This window comes from Mammaliicoccus sp. N-M50 (assembly GCF_022386995.1).
GTDB lineage: Bacteria > Bacillota > Bacilli > Staphylococcales > Staphylococcaceae > Mammaliicoccus > Mammaliicoccus sciuri_A.
Map to the genome: position 1 here is coordinate 276,023 of NZ_JAJNJA010000001.1, position 20,156 is coordinate 296,178.

Genomic DNA, 20,156 nt, shown 5'->3' on the forward strand with positions numbered 1-20,156 from the left:
TATTTTACGTTATATTTCATAAAAAAAAAAGAATATTATCATAAACGACAATATCCATTGACACAATATATAAAACGCCTGAACAAATTGCTTTGTTCAGACGTTTATATTATCTTATGTAATCATCATGGATTGCTTAATTTGGTCTTATAAACCACATTTCAGTTTCATAATCATGCGTGATACGTTGTGCAACTTCTGTCTTGTCAGCGCCGCCACCATACCAGTTTTGATCTAAACTTGTAAATTGCATGACGTTACCATCTGCATTACCGTTTAACACAATAGCTGTATGTCCAGCACCTGATCCGAAATCTTCATTAAATACAACGACATCTCCAGGCTGTGCTACAAATGATGGTGTGTTTTTGTACACTGTAGCTTCACCACTAAAATTATTAGCAGTTGGAATATCTTTTGCATAATCACCATGTAAACCGTGACCATATAAATAATTCCAATAATAATTCACTAAATCAAAACATTGCCAACCGTAGTAGCCATCAAAATCCCAACCCTTACCTTCCAATGAATAAACATAATTCATGGCAGCCGTTGAAGATTTTGCAACTTCTTTTTGGACCTTGCTTGATTTCTTATCGTAATCTCTATGTTCAACCTCTACGTTCTGTATCTTAGGTGTCTTATCTTTAGATGTATCACTACCGCCGCCATCCTTAGCGTCAGCATGCAAATTCAAATTCAATGCAGTCAAGCTCGTAAATGCAATAGCTAACAATAATTTGCTTTTAATTTTCATACATCCCCCTAATAAATATGTATTATATATATTCTTAAATAATATATTAAAACATTTTATCATATATAAAGTATACTGGATAGGTTATAATGATTAAGTATTGATTACAAAAAGACCACTAATCTACCTCTCTATTTTATTAAAATTCATGATAACACTTGTTGCGACATAAAAATGCCCCACCAATTATGGCAGGGATATTTTTATTTTGTCTTATCATATATAAAATCTCCAATAATTTTAGAAGATTGACCTTTTTCTATAGAACAGAATTTATCGTAAAACTTTTCTATTTTATCTTTATATTTTTCTTTATGTTTATCAATATCTTTTAATTCCTCAGCTAATTTAAACTCATCTGTAATAATTTCTCCAGGTAAATCATTCATATAATCCATATAAAATCCTCTCAAACCTTTATCATATTTCTCAATATCATAAGCAAAGAAATATTGTGGTCTTTTAAGAATACCAAAGTCAAACATGACTGAAGAATAATCTGTAATGAGTGCATCAGATATTAAATATAATTCGGATATATCATTATAATTAGATACGTCGATTGCAAAATCTTCATATCCACTTAAATCTAGTGCATTTGAAATTAAATAATGCATTCTTAGTAAAACGACAAATTCATCACCTAATTCTTTTTGTAGGTTTTCTAAATTTATTTTTAAATCGAATAAATATTTACCTTTTTTAACAAATTCATCATCTCTCCATGTTGGAGCGTACATAATAATTTTCTTACCTTTTGGTATGTTTAATTCTTTTTTCAGTTTTTCTATATATTCTTGATCATTACTTCTATTAACTAATATATCATTCCGAGGATATCCTATTTCTAAAGTTCTATTCTCATCCATCCAAAATGCCGTTTTAAAAATGTTCGTTGAGTACCTATTAGGAGAAATTAAATAATCCCATCTTGATGTTTCAGCGTAGAAATTTTTTTTATATTTAGGTGTAGTTGTTCCTGGCATTCTTACTATCTTCATATCATTAGCCAAACGTTTTAATGGTGTTCCGTGCCATGTTTGAATGTAAATTTGGTTATCTTTTTTATTTAAATACAGTGGTAACCTTGCATTCGTAACCCAGAATTTAGCTTTTGAGTATGCATCATAATATTCTTTAGATCCTTTTTTAACCTTTACTGCATTACCAGTTATGACATTTTGATTAGGATTTTTAAACACCCATATATAGTTTAATTTAGGATAATGTTTTTGCATATATTCATAAATATATTTAGGACTATCACTATAATTTTTACCACCGAAAGACTCAAAAACGATAGTTTCATTATTAACAGCTTCTTCTTTATCTAATAGTTGATATTTTGATCTATTCTTCATTTTATTATTCTGAACTATATTTTTTACATGTCTACTTACACTTCTAATATTATTTATATATTTAGCATTTTCAATGTCATTCATAGATAAGAATAATAGTTCTAATTTGTAGAGTATTTTCCCATCTTTTATAATGTTCCATTTTAGTCTTTTAACAATTTTAATTAAAGGTTGTGCAAGGACACTATATCTTATATTTATATCTCTCAAAGATGGGTCGAACCCTTTTTTAATTTCAAGTTTCATTTTTTGAGATAAAAAGTTAAGAATATCTTTATTATCCGTTCTTTTAATGGAATCAAGATAACTATTAACGTAATCTTCGAATGTAAAAATGAAATCTTGATCACTTAAAGTATTACCTTCAAATGGATCATAAATTTCACCTCTAAAATAGAAAGGAAAATTACGTAACCTTACAAACCTCTCAACGTATTTAATATATTCAAGCGTAAACGAAGTATCGATATATATTTTTAAATCTTCATTAAATCTAATGTTATGCGCTTTGACAATAGATGTTTTAAATAAAATATTACAAACTGTATTTTTTCTTAAAAAGGAATTAGGATTATTACCTTTAGTTAAGTAGTCAATTCTAATTTTATCTTTATTTACATATTGAGGTTTTTTTAATGAGAATTTATTTATTGGCCCAATTAAGCCGTCTAATCCATTGATTTTAGATAAGTAATACTCAACTGAATAGCTTGCAAGTTGGTCATCAGCATCTAAAAACATAAAATATTTTGTTTCAACATTTTCTAAAGCAATATTTCTAGCATAGGCGTGCCCATAATTTCTATCTAAATTAATGTGATTTACATTTTTATCATAATTATTTATCGCTTCATTAACTAATCTATTAGAAGAGTCTGTTGATCCATCATTAACTATGATTAAATCAAAGTTTTGATTTCTTTGGTTTTTAATACTACCAATACAATCAAGTATATAATCTTCTTTATTATGATAAGTAATGATAATTGTTAATTCATTCATGATATTTCTCCTTAAAGTTTTTTAATATAATTAATATAAAAATATAATGCGTACTCAATTTTTTTATGACGACTTTAGTCATTCTTTTTTAGTACTCAAATAAAAGTACTACCTAAGGCATTTATTTCAATATCTAAAGAATAAATCAATGTATTATTAGGAGAATGGCTAATATTGAGTTTTAAATATTAATTTTACATTATATTATTATAGCTCCTTAATACTATTTGGCAATATTAATAAACAAAAACCTTAAACTGAATTAATTATCCATTTACTTATTTGAATTATTGTTAAATTTTTCAAAACTATTAAAACACTAAAAATATAGATTTTACATCTTCTATAAAAAACATAATAAAAAGCCCGTAGCCAATGGCATACGGACTTTAGTAATTTGAATTATTTTTCTAATGATGAAATACATGTGATTTTCGCATGAGTTTATAGGTGTTCAAGTGTAGTAATTAGCACACTTGAACACAGGTTTTATCCAATGACTATTTCATATTAGTTCATATGAAAACAAACTTTTTGCCCCCTTTTTGCCCCCTTATACATATATACGCCTTCCCTTTACAAAACAGAACATTTGTTCGTATAATGAAACTACTAATTATACGTGAGGTGTTTAATAATGAAAATCATTAATCCAGGCATGCCCGAACCGTACAAGTACGAGACAGATTACCGTAAGATACCAAAGCAATATCTGAATAGTAATATACCTAAAGGGAGAAAAATGATTAAGTGGGCTCCTTTTGCCACAATGCCACAACAGTATGAAACGATTAATCAATATATTAAGGACCAAAGTAAGACAGACAAGCCTATCTTAGATGAATTGGCGTTAAGAGATTTAAATGACATACTAGCACAAAAATTATTTTATGATCCACCTGCTACAATTAAGTATTGGGAGAATGGTTATTATAAATCTATTGAATGCGAGATAAATCGGTTTGATAGCGAAAAGAATAAGTTAGAGGTATTGGAGAATGGTGAGAAAGTGTCATTGAGTATGGATTGTATTGTGGAGATAGAGTAATATTATATTATGGAGGGGATAAAAATGAATCAGGAAATACACAATTATGATAAGGAAGTTGTAAAAGTTATTACTAATGCTATTTTTAGAGAAGAAATAACGAGTAAACAAGTTTTAAAAGACAGAGTATATCAAAATGGGCATGATGACAAAGATGTTTCTAATATTCTACAAGTTTTACTGTATTCAGGAATAATTGAAATGCCTGTTCAAAAAATTGGAGAACATGATTTTTTAGTTAATATGCATAAATTAAATGAAGTAGAACGTGAAGGATTAATTTAAAAAAATAACCCACCAATTAAGGTGGGTTTACTCTGTAATTTTGATATTATTTTTTTCTGCCATTTCTCTAGCAATATTTCTAACTGGCATATTATAATTTGGAAATCGATTCGATTTTCCAGTCAAATCACTAACTATCGATCTCAGATAAGGAAATAAAATTGCGACTGCATTAGTTCTTAAAAATTCTCTAAATTCGATTCCATCTGATTCTTTTTCATCAAATTCGAAATATCCCACTATACTCACTTCAAATGAAAATGGCACGTTTTCATTTTCTTCAAGTTTCGCTCTCAAAGTAATAATTGCTGTTTCTTGTTCGTCTATAATATTAATTTGGGCATCAACGTCTTCTTCAATTACTATATCCTTATTACCATCAATATCAAATTTAGGATTTGTTTTATAAAACATAGTATCTACTACGTAATTAATAAAATTTATAGCCGCCATTATGCTGCCTCCGTAATTAATGGATCATTAGTATTTTCCTTTGAAGGAAAACCGTCTTTTTTAGAATTAGGCGTATTATAAGAAAAATTATTTGCAGCTTTGGTATAGGAGTATTTATTAAAATAATTGTTCTGATATTCTTTATTCTGTCTTTTTGATTTTTTTAAATCAAAAGCAGAAAGAGCATCCCATTTTTCTATTTCACCATTTTCGTTTTTTGAGTAAAAACCACCCTCATTATTATTAGATGCTGATTCAACCTCAAATCCAACTTCTTTAGCTAATTCAACAATCTTTTTAATATCATACATAATTATGACCTCCTAGCTCATGACCTCTATTTCATTATACACTATACATTCTGTATCATGCACACAAATCTGTTTTTCTGTTCTAACATACCCTATACTATCTAAATATTGCTTATACTTTCTATTAGTTGAGATAAATGTAGCAGATATCACTTTAAAATCTCCATATCTCATATATAAATTCATTAATTTACACCTTTTTACTATTTCATCACCAGAAGACATAAGCTTTTCATCACTATTTTCGATAAATCTAATAAATTCTCCTAACTTATCTTCTTCACTAGGTTTATCTAAATTAATATAATGTTTTGCAGGAACTATAATATTTGATTTTATAATTGCTGGTTCTTCTTTACGACTCCCCCACCATTCAGCTTTCTCATATAATTCATAGAAATAAACCCCATGACCAAGCCATTCGTTATTCTTGTCGGATTTTTCAAAATTATTAAGAATTATACTTGAAGCTGAATCACGAGTAGTACCATGATACCCTAATATTTCAATATTCAAACTGCATCCCCATCTTTCTGAAGATATAAAACATATTCATCTTAAACTTTTTACAATAGTTAGTCAATAAATATTTATGAGCACCTATTCATTTAGGTGGGCACTTTATTTTAATAACAATTCTTTTAATGTTAGATTTTTATACTCATCTTCCCATTCATCTTTAAAGCTATCGAAAATTGAATTCTCAGGCAAACTAGTTTCAAATATGAACTCATACAATTCATCTTCTATGTAATTAAAATCGTTTTTGAATATAAAATCTTTAAGCGCTATAAATTTTAATATTTTTTCTTCTTGATTATTCATATGTATCCCCTTTTTTATATCATTAATCTTAATACTATATCAAAATTAAATTGAATAAAAGTCGGAACATCAATCGAACAATTTTTTGTTATAAAACTAAAATGTATTTTAAAAAAAATAAAACCCTACCACTATTGTGATAGGGCATAGGATAACTTAATTAGATTTGTTTATATTTGGAAGAGAAACAAACCTATAATCATTGTAACATAATAAAAACCCCATCACACAAAGTGACAGGGAAAGTTAATGGTTGATTATATATGAAAATTCAGCACCGTATAAGTGCTTATATATAGTAATACTACACTTTAGGTATTAAATCAAATAAATAACACCCCACATAAGTGAGGTGTATGATAGAAACAAATTATTAGATAGATTAAATCGGGAGAAGTAATCAAATCTAAAATGATTATAACATGATTAATTTAAAAAACAACCCTACCTAGTTTCCGCTAGATAGGGCTTTGAATTTACTTCCACTTAATCTTGCCCCAATATTTTTCATTCTTAATCTTCTCATTTTTATCTGTAATCTTGCATACAGCACAATAGAAGTAACCTGCTTTAGGGTTCGTTGGATATTTAAACTTAATCCACCAATAACCGTCTTTCTTAGTTACTGATACGAAATCAACCCAATCACTTTTATCTTTTAACCATGAGCCTTTATCTACGATTACGCCTTTTAATCCTGGTGATTTACGAACCTTAATTTTAGTATTCGGTGTAAATCGACCTTTCCAATCCCACCTAATCTTTTTACTCTTTCCTGCAGGAGTGCCACCTATTGGCTTACCATGAATACCCTCAGCAATACGTTTAGTAAATGCTTGTAGGTTCTTCTTGATATAGTCCATATCTTTCTTACTTGTGATAAACCCTAATTCAACTAAACGATAGTTAATATTTTGATTATAAGCTACGTTAACGTTAAGTAAATCATTACGAGTTGTTATACCTCTGATTGTGCCTACTGTGTCTTCGAGGGCTTTCTGTATACCTTTATCTATACTATCTGCTGCATAGGCATTTTTGATAACGTGACCACCACTAGCGCTCGCACCTGCGCTATCTAAATGAAATTCAATTACGGCATCTGGTTTAAGTTTATTCTTAACCCAGTATAGCCCGTAGTTCTTCGTATCACCACGATTATATCCGTATGCTGTATCTTGATACATATCTTGTTTTTTATCGTATAACGTCACTGTATGACCTGCTGAACGTAAGTATTTTGCAACATTATCAATAATATTCTTACGGATAAAGTCACGTTCATTTGTTCCATTACCAACTGCGCCTGGATCGTTATATCCATGACCAGCAACAAGTACAAATTTCTTTTTAGTTACAGTAGTTTTAGGTTTAACCACACTTGTTACTTTCTTTACCACTGATGTTGATTTGGCATAATGCGGACGGATAAAGTGCATGCCTGTATCATATGAATGTGTACGAACAGTTGCTACTTCTTTTTTAACTGCACCATATCCTAACCAGTTTTGTTCTACAACTGTAATTTGGTTAAGTGTTGCCGATTTAACAACCGCTACATGACCCCAACCACCACCATAAGTATTAGGGAACACAACTAAATCTCCAGGTAAAGCCAAAAATGATGGCGTGTTTTTATATAATGTAGCATATCCTGTAAAATTATTTTGATATGGTATATCTGCTGCACCCATACCTGCAAGTGTTCTACCTGTGACGTAATACCAATAAAAATTGGCTAAATCAAAACATTGCCAACCGTAGTAACCGTCCCAGTCCCACCCTTTACCAACTAAACTATTTAAATATTTAATAGCTTCATCTTGTGTCTTCATTTATTCACCTCATTAAAAAAGGGCGACTCATAATTGAGCCACCCTAAAATATTTTATTTATTTTGTAATCCATCTACTGGTTCTTCAGTAACCGGTGCATAACCTGTAGCTTTAGCCATCTTTTTTTCTGCCTTATACTTTTTCTTTTTTTCATCTGCCCACTTAGCTTCTTTTGTTACTGGGTTGTTTTTCCACCATGCCCAAATACTTGCTACACCCATAAATGCCATTGAGATAAACTGATATAAAGCATCTTCATCTACTGGTATTGGGTTAAAACCTGTTAAAGCTAACGCTTGGTTAATTAAAGCTATTACTAATACGATAATTCTTGTTAAAGTTCCTGCATCTATGTTTTTCATTTAATCACTCCTTATTATTTAAAGAACAATCCGATGAATGGTACTAAACCACCACCGCCCATTAATAGTCCTATGAACCATTTAAAAAGCGTAATATTGTCCTTTTGCCTTTTCTTAACTTCTTCTTTATATATTTTCAGTTCTTCTTTGTTTTCTTCGATGTCTTCGGTGTTCTTTTCAGTTTTATACTTGATATCTTTTATCTCGTCATTCTGTTTAGACATTGTAGTATTTAGCTTAACAAGTTCCGTTTTAACATCCTTATTAACTTCGACCATTTGTTTGTTAACTTCAGTCATCGCCACAATTGCAATTTCTAAACTGTGGTATTTATCATCGTGTTTTTGATCTACTTCATTTATGCGTTGGTGTATTTTACCTCTTGAATGTTCCCACTCATGACGTAAGACATATTTATCTACTTCTTCTGCCATAAGTAACTACCTCCTACAAAAGTAAGAATGGCTGTTAAAGCCCAGAATGTTAGATATTGAACCCATGATAACCAATTTAAAGCATTATACACGCCAACCGTTGACATAATAAAGTAGAAAATAGATGATATTAAACCACCTATCATAATAAACAACGCAGCTTTTTTAGAATGATTAATAGTTGGTAGAAATACACTACCTAAAATCAAACATACGCCACCTAAGAAGAAAAATATGCCCCAAATACTCAACGGCATAACTTGATGTAAAGATAAATATAAGTCGGAATCTTTAATAACTGCATCGCTTTCTGCTATCCAGAACATGCCTCTTTCTCCAGTTAATAACCCAAAACCAAACAAGCATAAACTAGCGATGACACCTTCTATTTTGAGACCTTCCTTTTCATTCATACGACACCCACTCTCTGTAATTTATTTATATAAAAAAGACACTGAAATTAATCAGTGCCTTGTGGTTTATTCTGGATATTTCTCGCCTGTGATAAGTGCGTATTCTTCTTTATCAATAACTTGCATATCTACAAACCATTTTATTTGGTCGTTACTATAACAACCCCAACCATACATTACTTTTATATCTTCAAACGTCGGAAATAACATTTTCATTATTCACTACCTCCATCTAGTTTTTGATTTATCATTACCATTTCTTGTGATAATCTTGCGTTTTGTTGAGTTAGTTGCATGACCATCATGTTCGCTTGCACTAACTGTACTTGCATACTCGCAAACATTTTACGTAGTTCTTCGTCGCTACCTGGTACAGAGTGTGTTGTATCAACAATAGGTGGTTGAATATCATTTGTGTAATTTTCATTAAAGGTAATTTGTCCATCAACATATAAATATAATCTAGGCTTGAATTCTAAAGTAAATGCACTTGGATAATCGTTAACTTCTATACCATCTTTCATGTTGCCTATAACTGCATATGATGTAATTTCATTATTTTCGTTAATTATAATCTGCATTATCTCACCCCTATAATTTCTTTTAAGACGATATCGTTATCATCGTATAAATTTCTTTGACCTTTAACATCAAATGAATTGTTATGTGTCACTTTCACATCAGTATCAGTCGTGAAAATTAAACCCATTTCATTCATCTTAGGATTATCGCCTGCTGCATCTGTCATGTTAAAATCTTGTATCGGTATTTTCTTATCAGTATCTATATGAATAGGTACTGTTTTACCTCCACCAGAGTATCTATAACGAACTAATAAATAAGAAAAGTTTTTGTAGCTTTCACTTATAGTAAAAACAGTATTACGTTCACGAGCATCACCTGAAAACAACGTTTTACGTCTGTTTACCATTGATGAATCAGTGTATTGTTTTGCTTCGCTTAAAGCTAAAGTAACTTTTTCTTGAGAACCATACGTTGTTTCCATGTCTTTATTAGATAATTCCCAATCATTCCAAGTATTATAAAAACGCTTTGTCCATACCTGATTAGAATTGTGAGGCTTAAAAGTTATACGTTTTAGTGCGCCACTATTTTTTTCTAATACTTCAACAAACCCAGAATCGGCAGATGCGCCTGTTATAGGAATAAGTGTGGCAAAATAAAAACCAGGCTTTAAATTATGCAATTTATCAATATTGTTTGCTAAAGAAACATCTAATGTTTGTCCACTGTCTTCAGTTAACTTAAATTTTTGCCAAGTATCGGTCATTGGTTCAGTGATGAAATCATTATTTTCTACATCGATATTAAACTGGTCAATTTTTTCATTAATACCTGTTCTAATATCAGTCAGATCATTCGCGTATTCAGTACCTGTTGTTTCGATTTGATTAACATGTGTATTTCTACTGTTTTCTAATTCAACAAGTGCGCTATCTTTTGTATCATTTATTAATGAAACACCATCATCACTAGCTTTTTGAACTCTTGTAATATAATCATCTATATTTTTATAAGCTTCTTCTATGTTATGCACTTTTGCTTTTAGTAATTTTTCAAGTTCTTCGTATTTACGAATAGTGTTTAATTTAACAACAGAAGGTATTCCATTAATCAAAGCATCTTTAATTTCAAAAGTGAAATCTATACTTGTAACAGTATCCTCTTTATTATCAACACTAATATAAAATTGACCTTTGGATTTACCTGTATGATTTAAAAATTCATTTGGTATAACATACTCGCAAATACCATTCAACTCATCTGTGATAGCTACTTCATCTTGTATGAATGAACCGTCACTTGCTTCAAGATAAATGTAAGTATCTACATTATTTTTGCCCAATGGTAATATTTTATTATTTCTTGTAATGATAAATTTAAGTGTTGAGGTATTAATATCCATGTTATAAAACATAATATTTGTACTTTGTGTATTCTTATAATGTGCGTTAACATCAAGTCTCAATGTACCTATCTTATTCATCGCCATTAATTAGCACCTCCATCATGTCTTATAATATTTCCGTTAATATCCTTAAATCCATAATAATTCTTTTCTTTATCTAAGATTGTAATTGTTGAGTTGCCTGGTTGAATATTCCAAACTTGAATGTTTGTACATTCTTCTGAAACTCTAACAGCATCTACGAAACTTTTACCTACAGCACTTAATGTGTTATTAGTAATTGATCCGTTATGAACATCAACAAAATAAATACCTGCAACTATCCAACTTTGTGTAGCATTCAAGCCGTAGCTAGATACACGATTGCTTTCAACATCAATATATACGGCGCCTTCTGAAACACGAATACCATCTTGTCCAGTATTGAATACTTGGTTGCCATGTATTGATGCATGACTTTGTACACTACCGTTTTCTAACTTTTTATTATTAGATACAAAAATACCAATTGTATTTGCATTAGAAACGATATTATCTGATAGGTTTAACTGCCAAGTACCATATGACTGAATACCGACGTTTGTTTTATCAACTGAATTGCTAGTGATTTTAACTCTGTCAGACTCAGGCACATAGATGCCGACTTTCAGACAATTTCTGATTGTATTACCTTTGATTTCCACAAAGTCAAATGACTCATTTAACTCTGAATCTAATTTGTTAGGATAAGCTGAAACATGTATACCATTTGTCGCTATGTTCGTAATGGTATTATTAATAATTTTCAAATCTTCCCCACCTTGTGCTGCACCCATTTGTACACCTTCAGCATTATGCGAAGATAAGTAACCGCCAGGTGTTGGTGTAGCAAAGATACCACCATTACAATCGGTTATAATATTGCCTTCTAATATCGTGTTCTTAAATTTATATACTCTTAACGCGTAATTCGTTGTACCTTCAATGAAGTTATTCGTTAAACGTACATTCGATACCCATTTGTCATAAACACTGAAATGGTCGCCAATTGCAGTTGCCCAACTTCCAAACTCTTCTGAAGGTCCAAAATAGCAATTTTCAACAACTATATTTTTTGAAGGTGTGCTATCGAATGAACTACTATATTGTTCACCGATACCGTCTTTACTTGCAATGGATACTTGTATAGCTTCCTTATTACCTTCAACAGCATCACGTTGCCCTTTAAAACTACAACGTTTGATTAACACATCCTTACAACCACTTAAATCAATTGCATGTGTACCCGAAACGTTTTTAAATAGACAATCTTCAAATACAATGTTTTCTCCGTGTGCCAGTATTACACCATTCATATTTGTTGTCAGTTCGCTATTACCATCAAATGTTAGACCACAAATTTTTATGTTGCCTTCACCTTCATATTTATAAGGTAGTTCACCATTAGGTAAATTTGTCATCCAACTTCTATTATCTCCATGTCTGATGATTTTTGCGCCATAGCCTAAAATTGTTGTATTTCTATATATGGTTAATTGCTTACCGATTAAATACTCCCCATATGGAAGTATAATTGTTCCTCCGCCTCTATGGTTATTCCAATCTAGCCATGCTTGTAGTCCGTCGCTAGAATCTTCATCTCTGTCTGGATAAACACCAAAATCATAAGCCGAACGGATAATTTTAGATTTTTCTAATTCGTTATTTGTTACGTCAATTTGATTTTCCAAGTTCAAAAAATCTGAACGTAATCTTTTGGCAAGCACTTCATGTCTAGTACCCACCATATCTACTTGCGCTTGCGTTACTTCGGCAATACCGTCACCATTATTAGTAACGATAACATTGTCGAATTCGCCACTCATTCGATTAATTTCTCTATCTAAACTGTTTCCGTTATGATCTATTTGTGATGATTTATGCGCTCTCTTTTCAGTTGTACGGTGCTTATCAAAGATTAATTTCATATCATCAAATTTTTGTTGAATTAATCTGAAATTCTCTATAATAAACCGTCTAAACTTTTGACCTAATTCGATTGGAAAATTAAGTTTTATCTTCATCTACTCGCCCTCCTCTGGTGGTATTGTTGAATCACTTTTCAATACTTCTATTTCTTGTTTCATTTGTTCGATATCTTGTTTAAATTGATTACTGTCCATTTCGAGTTTTGACACCCTATTTTGTAGTGCTGAATTGTCAGTAGTGAGTTTATTAATTAGCGCATTTAAATTACTAATATCATCGCCATTATCAAATTCTTCTAAGCCTAATATGGCGTTAACATGTGTCATAGGGAAATATCTATCCCCATCAGTATCTTGAAGATATCTTATATTAATTTCAGCCATCTAATAACACCACCCCTACAGAATCTGAATATAAATTAGGCATAACAAAAGTCGAGCCACCTAGTGTACCCGACTTGATTTGTTTATCTACATTTTTTATACGCTTATTTATCGACTGTTGTATCTTGATGATATCTGTTTTCTTATTACTGAAATCTACTTCAACTGGTAAACTCAATAACGGGTGTGACTCCGTTATCTTGATGACTTTTAACATCGTGTCAAAACCTAAACCAGTATGTTTAAAGTAAACTAAATCACGTTCAGTAATTTGTTCAGTATCTAGATAATTGGTTGATAGCTCAACTACTGGCTCATCATTTAGTTCTTGAATCAGTTTCTTACGTAATTCTGCTTTATCAAGAATATTATCGTCATAGATTGTCGCAGCTTGTTTAGGGTTGTCTTTATCGTAATATGGCGAATAATAAGTATCACTCACATGATATAAGTCTTCACCTTTCAACACTGCTGTTAAGTTTAACGTTGTAGACTTTTCAGTACCAACATACATTGTTGGTGCAGTTTTGTACTCCTTAACATTTGGATCAGCACCACGATGAACTGCTTTAAATGTGTGCCACCCTTTTGACAAATTTCGAGCAATCACAATTTGTTCAGAACGTGCTGTATGACTGTAACAACTATACCTACCTATCAATTCATCATCTAAATAGACATCTAATAGTCCACCACGAGATAATTTTTTAAGTGACCACATAAGAGTTTCATTACCCCACTTACACTCAAAACGTTTCTCGTAACTCGCACCGACTACTTGTGTACGCCAAGTACCCTCTTTAAAGAAAGTACCATTGTACGTTAAGCTAGGTGGTTTAAATGGCGAATAGTTTTTCGTTTCTGTCTTAGTTTTCTTCTTACCATAGCCTTTTATAAATGTTTTCTGTTCTTGTGTATTAACCGATACGGACGCCTCGTCTACGTTATAACCACCAATCAACTCAACATCAGATGTTTTATAGTAAGTATCCTCGTCATAGATATAAATTGTTTTATTATCAGCATAGAAGATATAGCCAAATAGTTCAGCACCTTCGACTAGAAACTCTATTCCGTTTTTATCTCCGACTTCATCAATTGCGATACGTTGGTCAAACTTTCCTACAATTTTGTAACTGTAACCTAATTTATTTCCTTTGAAACCAAAGTCTAAATATTGTTCTAACGTCCAAGTGGGCGTTGGTAGTTCTTCACTACTATCATTATTCATTTCTTCTGATTCCAAATCTTTGTCGATATAGTGATTCTGAAATTCAAACATAATGTGATGAGCTACAATATCATTTGTTAATGTGACGTTATTACTTTTTGGATCAGTCGTTTTTATGACATACTGTTGACCACGGAATATTAAAATAGATTCGTTTTGTATCAAGTCATATATATCCGGTGCATAACTTGTTTTAAAAACAGTTAGCGATAATGAACGACTACTATTCTTTTCAACTTCATATTTAAACGTTCCTAAATCATAATCAATTAACAACTCTGAAAATGTATTAGCACTATTGGTAATAATTAAGTTATCCATTTAAACACCTACCTATAAATAAACGGGAATATAAACTCAGCAGTTGGCTCAGTTATATCCGTTCCGATTATTTCAATATCGTTATATCCAGGTGCTAGTGATAACCATTCATGATTCGTATCTATACCGACGCGTTTCCCGTCTATCGTTGGATATACGCCATTAATGATGAGTTGTTTGTTTTTCGTGATTGGTTTTTTGTATTCAAATACATCACCAGTTGTACGATTAATAAGTTTAAAGCCTTTTGGTGCATTGACATTAATTTTTATAATTAATTTATGTCGGTGTGGAAAAGGTGCGATTGCATCAGAAGAACCATTAAATATTTTAAAACTTGTATGATTATGTTTATATTTAATATCATCATTCACAAGTAAACCATTGCCGAATTGCCATTTATCAGAAGTCTTGTCATATTCATCTGTTTCGTACAGTGATTCAGAATAGCCTTTATTGCAAGTAAATGTAATAGTGAAATCACTGTGTCTTATTGTTATTGGGCTTTTTTCTACTTTAGGAGTTGGAGCAACAAAATACTTTATTCCAGGCATTCTACTATGGACAACATGATATGGTTCTCTACTTTGTATTTCATTTTCTAATTCAAAGCAAAATAAATCCATATCTATACTATCAACACCCGTATATCTAAAATGTAAATTAAGTTCAAACGGACCAAATGTTGTTGTTCCCATTAAAGCGCCGTCTACTCCACTTATTTCTTGGATATAAGTATTTCCGTTCACTTCGTGTTTATCAAATCCAATAAATTCAAAACCGTCTTTCTCCATGAGATTGACGGTTTTATTGTTGCTATATATTAACTTGACCCATTTGCCATTGTCACAATTCATTTACCCACCTCCTAATACATATGAATTGTTTTTATACATTGAACCTTGTTGTTTACTTACTTGTTGTGCAACTCTTTTACCGTCCATGTATACATTTGTATCCTTGTTAGCAATTCTATTTGTATCTCTGTTGTTGATTTGTTGTAGGCTATTACCTTCATTAATCGCTGTAATAATTCCACGTAGTAATTCAGCATCTTCTGAGAATCCAAGCATTTCTCCTGTTCTGTCCCAAATCACTTTGCTTCGTGCTTTCATTGAAGGGTCATGACTGATTACAGATTCACTAAAGCCACCTTCAGCAAGCCAAGCTATTTCTGGTGAATTGATTATTCCACCACTTGCATAACCATGACCATGACCAATAACATCTAGTAAACTACTTCCATATGTTTTACTTGCATAGTTCATGCCTGCAACTAAGTTGTGTAATGGATTCCAGATGTCACCCATACCTTTTCCTTGATTGGCTTTAAAAGTACCAGGTTTAACTTGTACAAGCCCCATTGCATTTCCGTCAGCTAGTCCGTCGTTACCACCCATAGCATTAGGATTACCACCTGATTCAGTTTCAATCTGTTTCATCCAAGCATTAATATATTTCTGAGTTACAGGGAGTTTGGCAATTTTTAAGGCAGTTATGACATTGCTTAACATGCCACCTCCACCACCTTTAGATGGATTATCTTTCGCCCATTTCAATGGGTCAATCGCTTGATTATTACTAGCATAAGATGTTCCTTTGTTTACTTGCCAGTGAATGTGAGGACCCGAACTATTACCTGTAGAACCAACTTCTCCAAGTTTTTGTCCTTGTTTTACCATATCCCCAGCTTGAACTGATCGTTTATTCATATGCATGAAAATATGTCCCATGCCTCCACTTGCAACTTGAACTTCATTACCGCCACCGTATGGAGATGACCAGGCTTTAACTACACGCCCCGAAACTGAAGATGGAATTTTAGTACCAGTATTAGCACCGTAATCTAGTCCATAGTGACTTGGGGGATTGAACCCTCTAACCCAGTGATAAGCTGGATTATTAGCAAACGGATTGGATCCACCTCCACCACCGTCTGACGCGTCTACAAACCATTCCATAACTTTTTTCTTCAAGCTATTTTTCAATTTGTTATAACTGTGTTTAATTATATCTCCATATACAGCTTTGATATCATCAAAATTCACACCAAATTGATTCATGACCGTATCGACTAACTTACTTGGATTTTCAACATAATCCCAAGCATCTAATGCAACTTTACTTCCTTTAGCAACTAGTTCAGCAGTCTTTTTACTTCCGTATGATTTCAAAGCTTTATATCCAGAATCTACAGATGCCATACCTACTTGTAGTGCATTTGGTCTCTTTTCTGATTTATGCTTTTTGTGTGGCTTATCACCTGTACCATTATGAAAAGCTGCAATATTTCCATTTTCAATCATACTTTGTGTATTTCTACCGTTGATTACTTCCATTCCTTTTCTCAACGGAAGAACTACATTTCGACCTTTAGGCGCAAATAATGAGCCGTCTTTATCTCTTATTAATTCTTGATGTCCATTACGACCTTTCCCGTTACCTGGTCCCTTGTCATTAACCATTGCTAAAGTATCTTCTTGTAATTGACCCTTTGCATTTGTTTTAACAGAATTACTTCCACCAGTACCAGTAGATAATTTTACTTCTGGTATTTCATTTTTTATAAGCTTTTTATTCATTATCTTATCCGATAAGGTATTGATACCTTTAATCATTGCGTTTAAACCTTTGATTGCACCATTAGCAACTCCTGCACCAACTTTTTTAGCAATCGATTTGAAGCCACTCACTGAGTCAGATAAGAAGTTTTTAAGTTTATCTATCCAAGATTTACCTTTGTCATACATGGCTTTGAAACCATTCACAACATTATCTCTTGCACCATGTGCTAAACTTGTCACTCTGTTTTTGATATTCGTAAAGATATTTTTAGCACTCTCGAATAATCTACCGAATATTTCTCTAGAACTTTTAGACATTCCTGAAAACTTATTACGTACGTTAGTCCAAATATTTTGTGCTAAATTAGTAATGAAGTTTTTCATTCTCGTCCACAAATTACGGGCATAATTAAATAAATTACTAAAAATAGTTCTCGTAGATTTACTTAATCCAGTAAACTTATTGCGTATGTTATTCCAAATTGACTGACCTAAAGAAGTGATTTTATTCTTTAATAACGTCCATAAATTACTACACCATTTGAATAAATTTGTAAAAATATTTCTTGTTGATTTATACAAATTACTAAAAGATGATTTAACTTTATTCCAGATTGCATATGCAGTAGTTGCAATGAAGGTGTGTATGAAACGCCAACTACTAGAAACGACACCTTTCAATAAACCTAGTCCAACTTTTACAGCACTTAGTATCTTGCCGACAAACCATAATTGAACTAAATTCCACGCTAAAACAACTGCGCCTTTTAGAATTTGAACAATACCCTGCCATACACCTTTCCAATTACCTGTGAGTAAAGCAGAAAATACTTTAATGACGCCGAGTATTATATTTAACGCACCCTGTATTACGCCTTTGATATTGTTCCATACTGAAACGATTAATAGTTTTATAGCTGGCCATAATAATTTCATGATGTTCCAAATTAGCGTCATGATTGGCTTAATTACATTACCCCAAATGAATTTGAATGTTGTAGAAATAAAACTACCTACATTTCGTAAAGCAATCATTATTTCAGTACCATTTTTAGCCCAAAATGCACTAATTTGTGTGCCAATAGATCTAGCGAAAGTACTTATTGCGTTAACAACTTGATAGAATGTAGTTTTAACTTTTGTGGCAAAATTAGTCAATCCAACAACTACATTAGGAGGTAATATCTTACTTAGTGTTATAACACCGTCTTGACCATTTCCTTTGAATAATTGGAAGAAACCTTTGATGATATTTCCTATCGTTATAAATGTTTGTTTAACGCCATTAAGCGCAGCATTAACGATATTTCTGAATGTTTCTGATTTCTTATATGCAACGACAAATGCAGTTCCTAATGCAATGACTCCTAATGTTATCCATCCAACAGGTCCAGTAAGCGTTCCTAGTATTGCGCCTAATTTAGGGAATACTTTAGTAATACCGATTATTGCACCTTCTGAACTTTTAGCAGCAGTACTAAATTTAGCAAAGAATTTTAAGAACTTGCCAAATGGTCCAAATATAGCGCCAATTATTCCAGTTAATTTACTGAATATCATTAAGACAGGACCAAGCCCGATAAGTATCAATGTACTCCATTGCATAATACTTGCTATCAGTTTTTGAGTACTCTTATCTAAACTGTTGTACCAATTAACAATACCTTTGATACCGTTAACGACTTTACCAAGCACTTGACCTAGTGTTTCTCCCCACTTAGCGGCAGAACCTTCCATTCCGTCAATAGCAGTAGTTAGATCATTCATTAAAGGTTTCATCTTACTGAAGAAACCTCCACCTTTTCCACCGGCATCTAAGAAACTAGCACCAAGTCGTCCAACTGCTGCCCACATATTAGCAAGAGAAGCAGTAAAGGACTTTTGTCCCATTTTTTTAGCTGCGCCACCGATATTTGTTTCAATAGCATTTAAGAACATCTTACTTGAAATTTCTCCGTCACTTGCCATTTTAAATACTTCATCAGCAGTAACGCCTGCTTCCTTAGCAATCCATTGATAAATTGGTATACCACGTTCAGAAAGTTGTTGTAACTCTCCGTTATATGCTTTGTTCGAAGTTTGGACTTTGTTAATAATAGAACCCATTTCTCCCATGCTTGAACCAGCTATAGCAGCAGCATCGCCTGTTAAACTTAAATATCTAGTAAGTTCTTTACCTGGTTTGATTCCAGCTGCAACTGCACTAGATGCAGTCGTCGCAGCTTCACCTAATCCGAATGATGTTCCTTTAACTGATTCTAAGGCGTTATCCATGATTTTTTGAACACTTTCACTACTATGTCCTAAACCATCTAGTTTAGCTTTGGCATTATCAATCTCTACTAATCGACCAAAACCTTTACCAATAGTTATGCTTGCTAAAGCACCACCAGCAATCATTGCAGGCTTTGTAATTTTTTTTGTAAGATTACTACCTACTTCTTCTGATTTTTTAGATATATTATTGAAAGTTGAACCAACCTTTTCAAACCCTTCGCCCGTTTTGAACACTCTATTCATGCCACGAGTCATGTTCTTTTCGATATTTCTTGCAGCACGATCAGATGCTTTTTCAATATCGTTGAGACGATTAGCAATAGCAGTAAATGCCGAATCCATGCCGCTTTGATTGGCGCTAAATTTGGCTTGCAACTCCTTAATAGTTGCCATAAGAACCCTCCCTTCTTTTAT

20 protein-coding genes are annotated in these 20,156 nt (G+C 32.1%); 2 read left to right on the forward strand and 18 right to left on the reverse strand.

What is annotated here, in order from left to right:
- Positions 1-136: 136 nt before the first annotated feature.
- Both LQ622_RS01280 and LQ622_RS01285 read right to left on the reverse strand, forming a co-directional pair.
- Positions 137-760: a CHAP domain-containing protein gene (locus LQ622_RS01280; RefSeq protein ID WP_025905299.1), complete on the reverse strand. Its 624-nt coding sequence runs from the start codon at positions 758-760 to the stop codon at positions 137-139.
- Positions 761-963: 203 nt separating this feature from the next.
- Positions 964-3,123: a bifunctional glycosyltransferase/CDP-glycerol:glycerophosphate glycerophosphotransferase gene (locus LQ622_RS01285; protein WP_239774580.1), complete on the reverse strand. Its 2,160-nt coding sequence runs from the start codon at positions 3,121-3,123 to the stop codon at positions 964-966.
- Between the two features lie 637 nt (positions 3,124-3,760).
- Here LQ622_RS01285 and LQ622_RS01290 point away from each other — a divergent pair.
- Together LQ622_RS01290 and LQ622_RS01295 are read left to right on the forward strand one after the other, a co-directional pair.
- Positions 3,761-4,171 (forward strand): YolD-like family protein, encoded by a 411-nt coding sequence (locus LQ622_RS01290; RefSeq protein ID WP_239774581.1) that lies wholly within the window; start codon positions 3,761-3,763, stop codon positions 4,169-4,171.
- Between the two features lie 24 nt (positions 4,172-4,195).
- The gene (locus tag LQ622_RS01295) at positions 4,196-4,456 is read left to right on the forward strand and encodes a hypothetical protein (protein WP_204178502.1); all 261 of its coding nucleotides are present in this window, start codon (positions 4,196-4,198) and stop codon (positions 4,454-4,456) included.
- A 27-nt stretch (positions 4,457-4,483) separates the two neighbouring features.
- On the opposite strand, the gene LQ622_RS01300 is transcribed toward LQ622_RS01295, so the two are convergent.
- The 16 genes from LQ622_RS01300 to LQ622_RS01375 all read right to left on the reverse strand — a co-directional run bounded on the left by LQ622_RS01300 (position 4,484) and on the right by LQ622_RS01375 (position 20,135).
- Complete coding sequence (locus LQ622_RS01300; RefSeq protein WP_239774582.1) at positions 4,484-4,909, reverse strand: protein-export chaperone SecB; 426 nt, start codon at positions 4,907-4,909, stop codon at positions 4,484-4,486.
- Positions 4,909-5,220 (reverse strand): hypothetical protein, encoded by a 312-nt coding sequence (locus LQ622_RS01305; RefSeq protein ID WP_239774583.1) that lies wholly within the window; start codon positions 5,218-5,220, stop codon positions 4,909-4,911. Before LQ622_RS01305 ends, LQ622_RS01300 begins: the two co-directional genes overlap by 1 nt.
- Positions 5,221-5,232: 12 nt before the next feature.
- Positions 5,233-5,736 carry a hypothetical protein gene (locus LQ622_RS01310; protein WP_239774584.1) on the reverse strand — a complete coding sequence of 168 codons (504 nt, stop codon included), beginning with the start codon at positions 5,734-5,736 and terminating at the stop codon, positions 5,233-5,235.
- Between the two features lie 105 nt (positions 5,737-5,841).
- Positions 5,842-6,045 carry a hypothetical protein gene (locus LQ622_RS01315; protein WP_239774585.1) on the reverse strand — a complete coding sequence of 68 codons (204 nt, stop codon included), beginning with the start codon at positions 6,043-6,045 and terminating at the stop codon, positions 5,842-5,844.
- Between the two features lie 476 nt (positions 6,046-6,521).
- A complete protein-coding gene (locus LQ622_RS01320) occupies positions 6,522-7,880 on the reverse strand; it encodes an N-acetylmuramoyl-L-alanine amidase (RefSeq protein ID WP_239774586.1) in 1,359 nt (452 codons plus the stop codon).
- A 53-nt stretch (positions 7,881-7,933) separates the two neighbouring features.
- Positions 7,934-8,233: a phage holin gene (locus LQ622_RS01325; protein ID WP_345773278.1), complete on the reverse strand. Its 300-nt coding sequence runs from the start codon at positions 8,231-8,233 to the stop codon at positions 7,934-7,936.
- Between the two features lie 23 nt (positions 8,234-8,256).
- Positions 8,257-8,676, reverse strand: a complete 420-nt coding sequence (locus LQ622_RS01330; RefSeq protein ID WP_204182028.1) for a hypothetical protein — start codon at positions 8,674-8,676, stop codon at positions 8,257-8,259.
- Positions 8,661-9,089 carry a hypothetical protein gene (locus LQ622_RS01335; protein ID WP_126476776.1) on the reverse strand — a complete coding sequence of 143 codons (429 nt, stop codon included), beginning with the start codon at positions 9,087-9,089 and terminating at the stop codon, positions 8,661-8,663. The genes LQ622_RS01330 and LQ622_RS01335 overlap by 16 nt, the downstream gene beginning before the upstream one ends.
- 66 nt (positions 9,090-9,155) lie before the next feature.
- Entirely contained in the window at positions 9,156-9,305 is a 150-nt protein-coding gene (locus LQ622_RS01340; protein WP_204256643.1) for an XkdX family protein, read from the reverse strand.
- On the reverse strand, positions 9,305-9,670 hold the full coding sequence (locus tag LQ622_RS01345) for a DUF2977 domain-containing protein (RefSeq protein WP_239774588.1): 366 nt from the start codon (positions 9,668-9,670) through the stop codon (positions 9,305-9,307). The genes LQ622_RS01340 and LQ622_RS01345 overlap by 1 nt, the downstream gene beginning before the upstream one ends.
- The gene (locus LQ622_RS01350) at positions 9,670-11,103 is read right to left on the reverse strand and encodes a BppU family phage baseplate upper protein (protein WP_239774589.1); all 1,434 of its coding nucleotides are present in this window, start codon (positions 11,101-11,103) and stop codon (positions 9,670-9,672) included. Before LQ622_RS01350 ends, LQ622_RS01345 begins: the two co-directional genes overlap by 1 nt.
- Positions 11,103-13,061, reverse strand: coding sequence for a right-handed parallel beta-helix repeat-containing protein (locus LQ622_RS01355; RefSeq protein ID WP_239774590.1), 1,959 nt, complete (start codon positions 13,059-13,061; stop codon positions 11,103-11,105). The genes LQ622_RS01350 and LQ622_RS01355 overlap by 1 nt, the downstream gene beginning before the upstream one ends.
- A complete protein-coding gene (locus LQ622_RS01360) occupies positions 13,062-13,349 on the reverse strand; it encodes a hypothetical protein (protein WP_239774591.1) in 288 nt (95 codons plus the stop codon). It abuts the gene before it with no gap.
- Positions 13,342-14,901, reverse strand: coding sequence for a prophage endopeptidase tail family protein (locus tag LQ622_RS01365; RefSeq protein WP_239774592.1), 1,560 nt, complete (start codon positions 14,899-14,901; stop codon positions 13,342-13,344). The genes LQ622_RS01360 and LQ622_RS01365 overlap by 8 nt, the downstream gene beginning before the upstream one ends.
- An 8-nt stretch (positions 14,902-14,909) precedes the next feature.
- Positions 14,910-15,758: a phage tail domain-containing protein gene (locus LQ622_RS01370; RefSeq protein WP_239774593.1), complete on the reverse strand. Its 849-nt coding sequence runs from the start codon at positions 15,756-15,758 to the stop codon at positions 14,910-14,912.
- A complete protein-coding gene (locus LQ622_RS01375; RefSeq protein WP_239774594.1) occupies positions 15,759-20,135 on the reverse strand; it encodes a peptidoglycan DD-metalloendopeptidase family protein in 4,377 nt (1,458 codons plus the stop codon).
- Positions 20,136-20,156 lie beyond the last annotated feature (21 nt).

What these genes read in the sequence shown, in the direction of transcription:
- LQ622_RS01280 (WP_025905299.1), bottom strand. Translation starts at nt 760, where the DNA reads ATGAAAATTAAAAGCAAATTATTGTTAGCTATTGCATTTACGAGCTTG.
- LQ622_RS01285 (WP_239774580.1), bottom strand. Translation starts at nt 3,123, where the DNA reads ATGAATGAATTAACAATTATCATTACTTATCATAATAAAGAAGATTAT.
- LQ622_RS01290 (WP_239774581.1), top strand. Translation starts at nt 3,761, where the DNA reads ATGAAAATCATTAATCCAGGCATGCCCGAACCGTACAAGTACGAGACA.
- LQ622_RS01295 (WP_204178502.1), top strand. Translation starts at nt 4,196, where the DNA reads ATGAATCAGGAAATACACAATTATGATAAGGAAGTTGTAAAAGTTATT.
- LQ622_RS01300 (WP_239774582.1), bottom strand. Translation starts at nt 4,909, where the DNA reads ATGGCGGCTATAAATTTTATTAATTACGTAGTAGATACTATGTTTTAT.
- LQ622_RS01305 (WP_239774583.1), bottom strand. Translation starts at nt 5,220, where the DNA reads ATGTATGATATTAAAAAGATTGTTGAATTAGCTAAAGAAGTTGGATTT.
- LQ622_RS01315 (WP_239774585.1), bottom strand. Translation starts at nt 6,045, where the DNA reads ATGAATAATCAAGAAGAAAAAATATTAAAATTTATAGCGCTTAAAGAT.
- LQ622_RS01320 (WP_239774586.1), bottom strand. Translation starts at nt 7,880, where the DNA reads ATGAAGACACAAGATGAAGCTATTAAATATTTAAATAGTTTAGTTGGT.
- LQ622_RS01330 (WP_204182028.1), bottom strand. Translation starts at nt 8,676, where the DNA reads ATGGCAGAAGAAGTAGATAAATATGTCTTACGTCATGAGTGGGAACAT.
- LQ622_RS01335 (WP_126476776.1), bottom strand. Translation starts at nt 9,089, where the DNA reads ATGAATGAAAAGGAAGGTCTCAAAATAGAAGGTGTCATCGCTAGTTTA.
- LQ622_RS01340 (WP_204256643.1), bottom strand. Translation starts at nt 9,305, where the DNA reads ATGAAAATGTTATTTCCGACGTTTGAAGATATAAAAGTAATGTATGGT.
- LQ622_RS01345 (WP_239774588.1), bottom strand. Translation starts at nt 9,670, where the DNA reads ATGCAGATTATAATTAACGAAAATAATGAAATTACATCATATGCAGTT.
- LQ622_RS01350 (WP_239774589.1), bottom strand. Translation starts at nt 11,103, where the DNA reads ATGGCGATGAATAAGATAGGTACATTGAGACTTGATGTTAACGCACAT.
- LQ622_RS01355 (WP_239774590.1), bottom strand. Translation starts at nt 13,061, where the DNA reads ATGAAGATAAAACTTAATTTTCCAATCGAATTAGGTCAAAAGTTTAGA.
- LQ622_RS01360 (WP_239774591.1), bottom strand. Translation starts at nt 13,349, where the DNA reads ATGGCTGAAATTAATATAAGATATCTTCAAGATACTGATGGGGATAGA.
- LQ622_RS01365 (WP_239774592.1), bottom strand. Translation starts at nt 14,901, where the DNA reads ATGGATAACTTAATTATTACCAATAGTGCTAATACATTTTCAGAGTTG.
- LQ622_RS01370 (WP_239774593.1), bottom strand. Translation starts at nt 15,758, where the DNA reads ATGAATTGTGACAATGGCAAATGGGTCAAGTTAATATATAGCAACAAT.
- LQ622_RS01375 (WP_239774594.1), bottom strand. Translation starts at nt 20,135, where the DNA reads ATGGCAACTATTAAGGAGTTGCAAGCCAAATTTAGCGCCAATCAAAGC.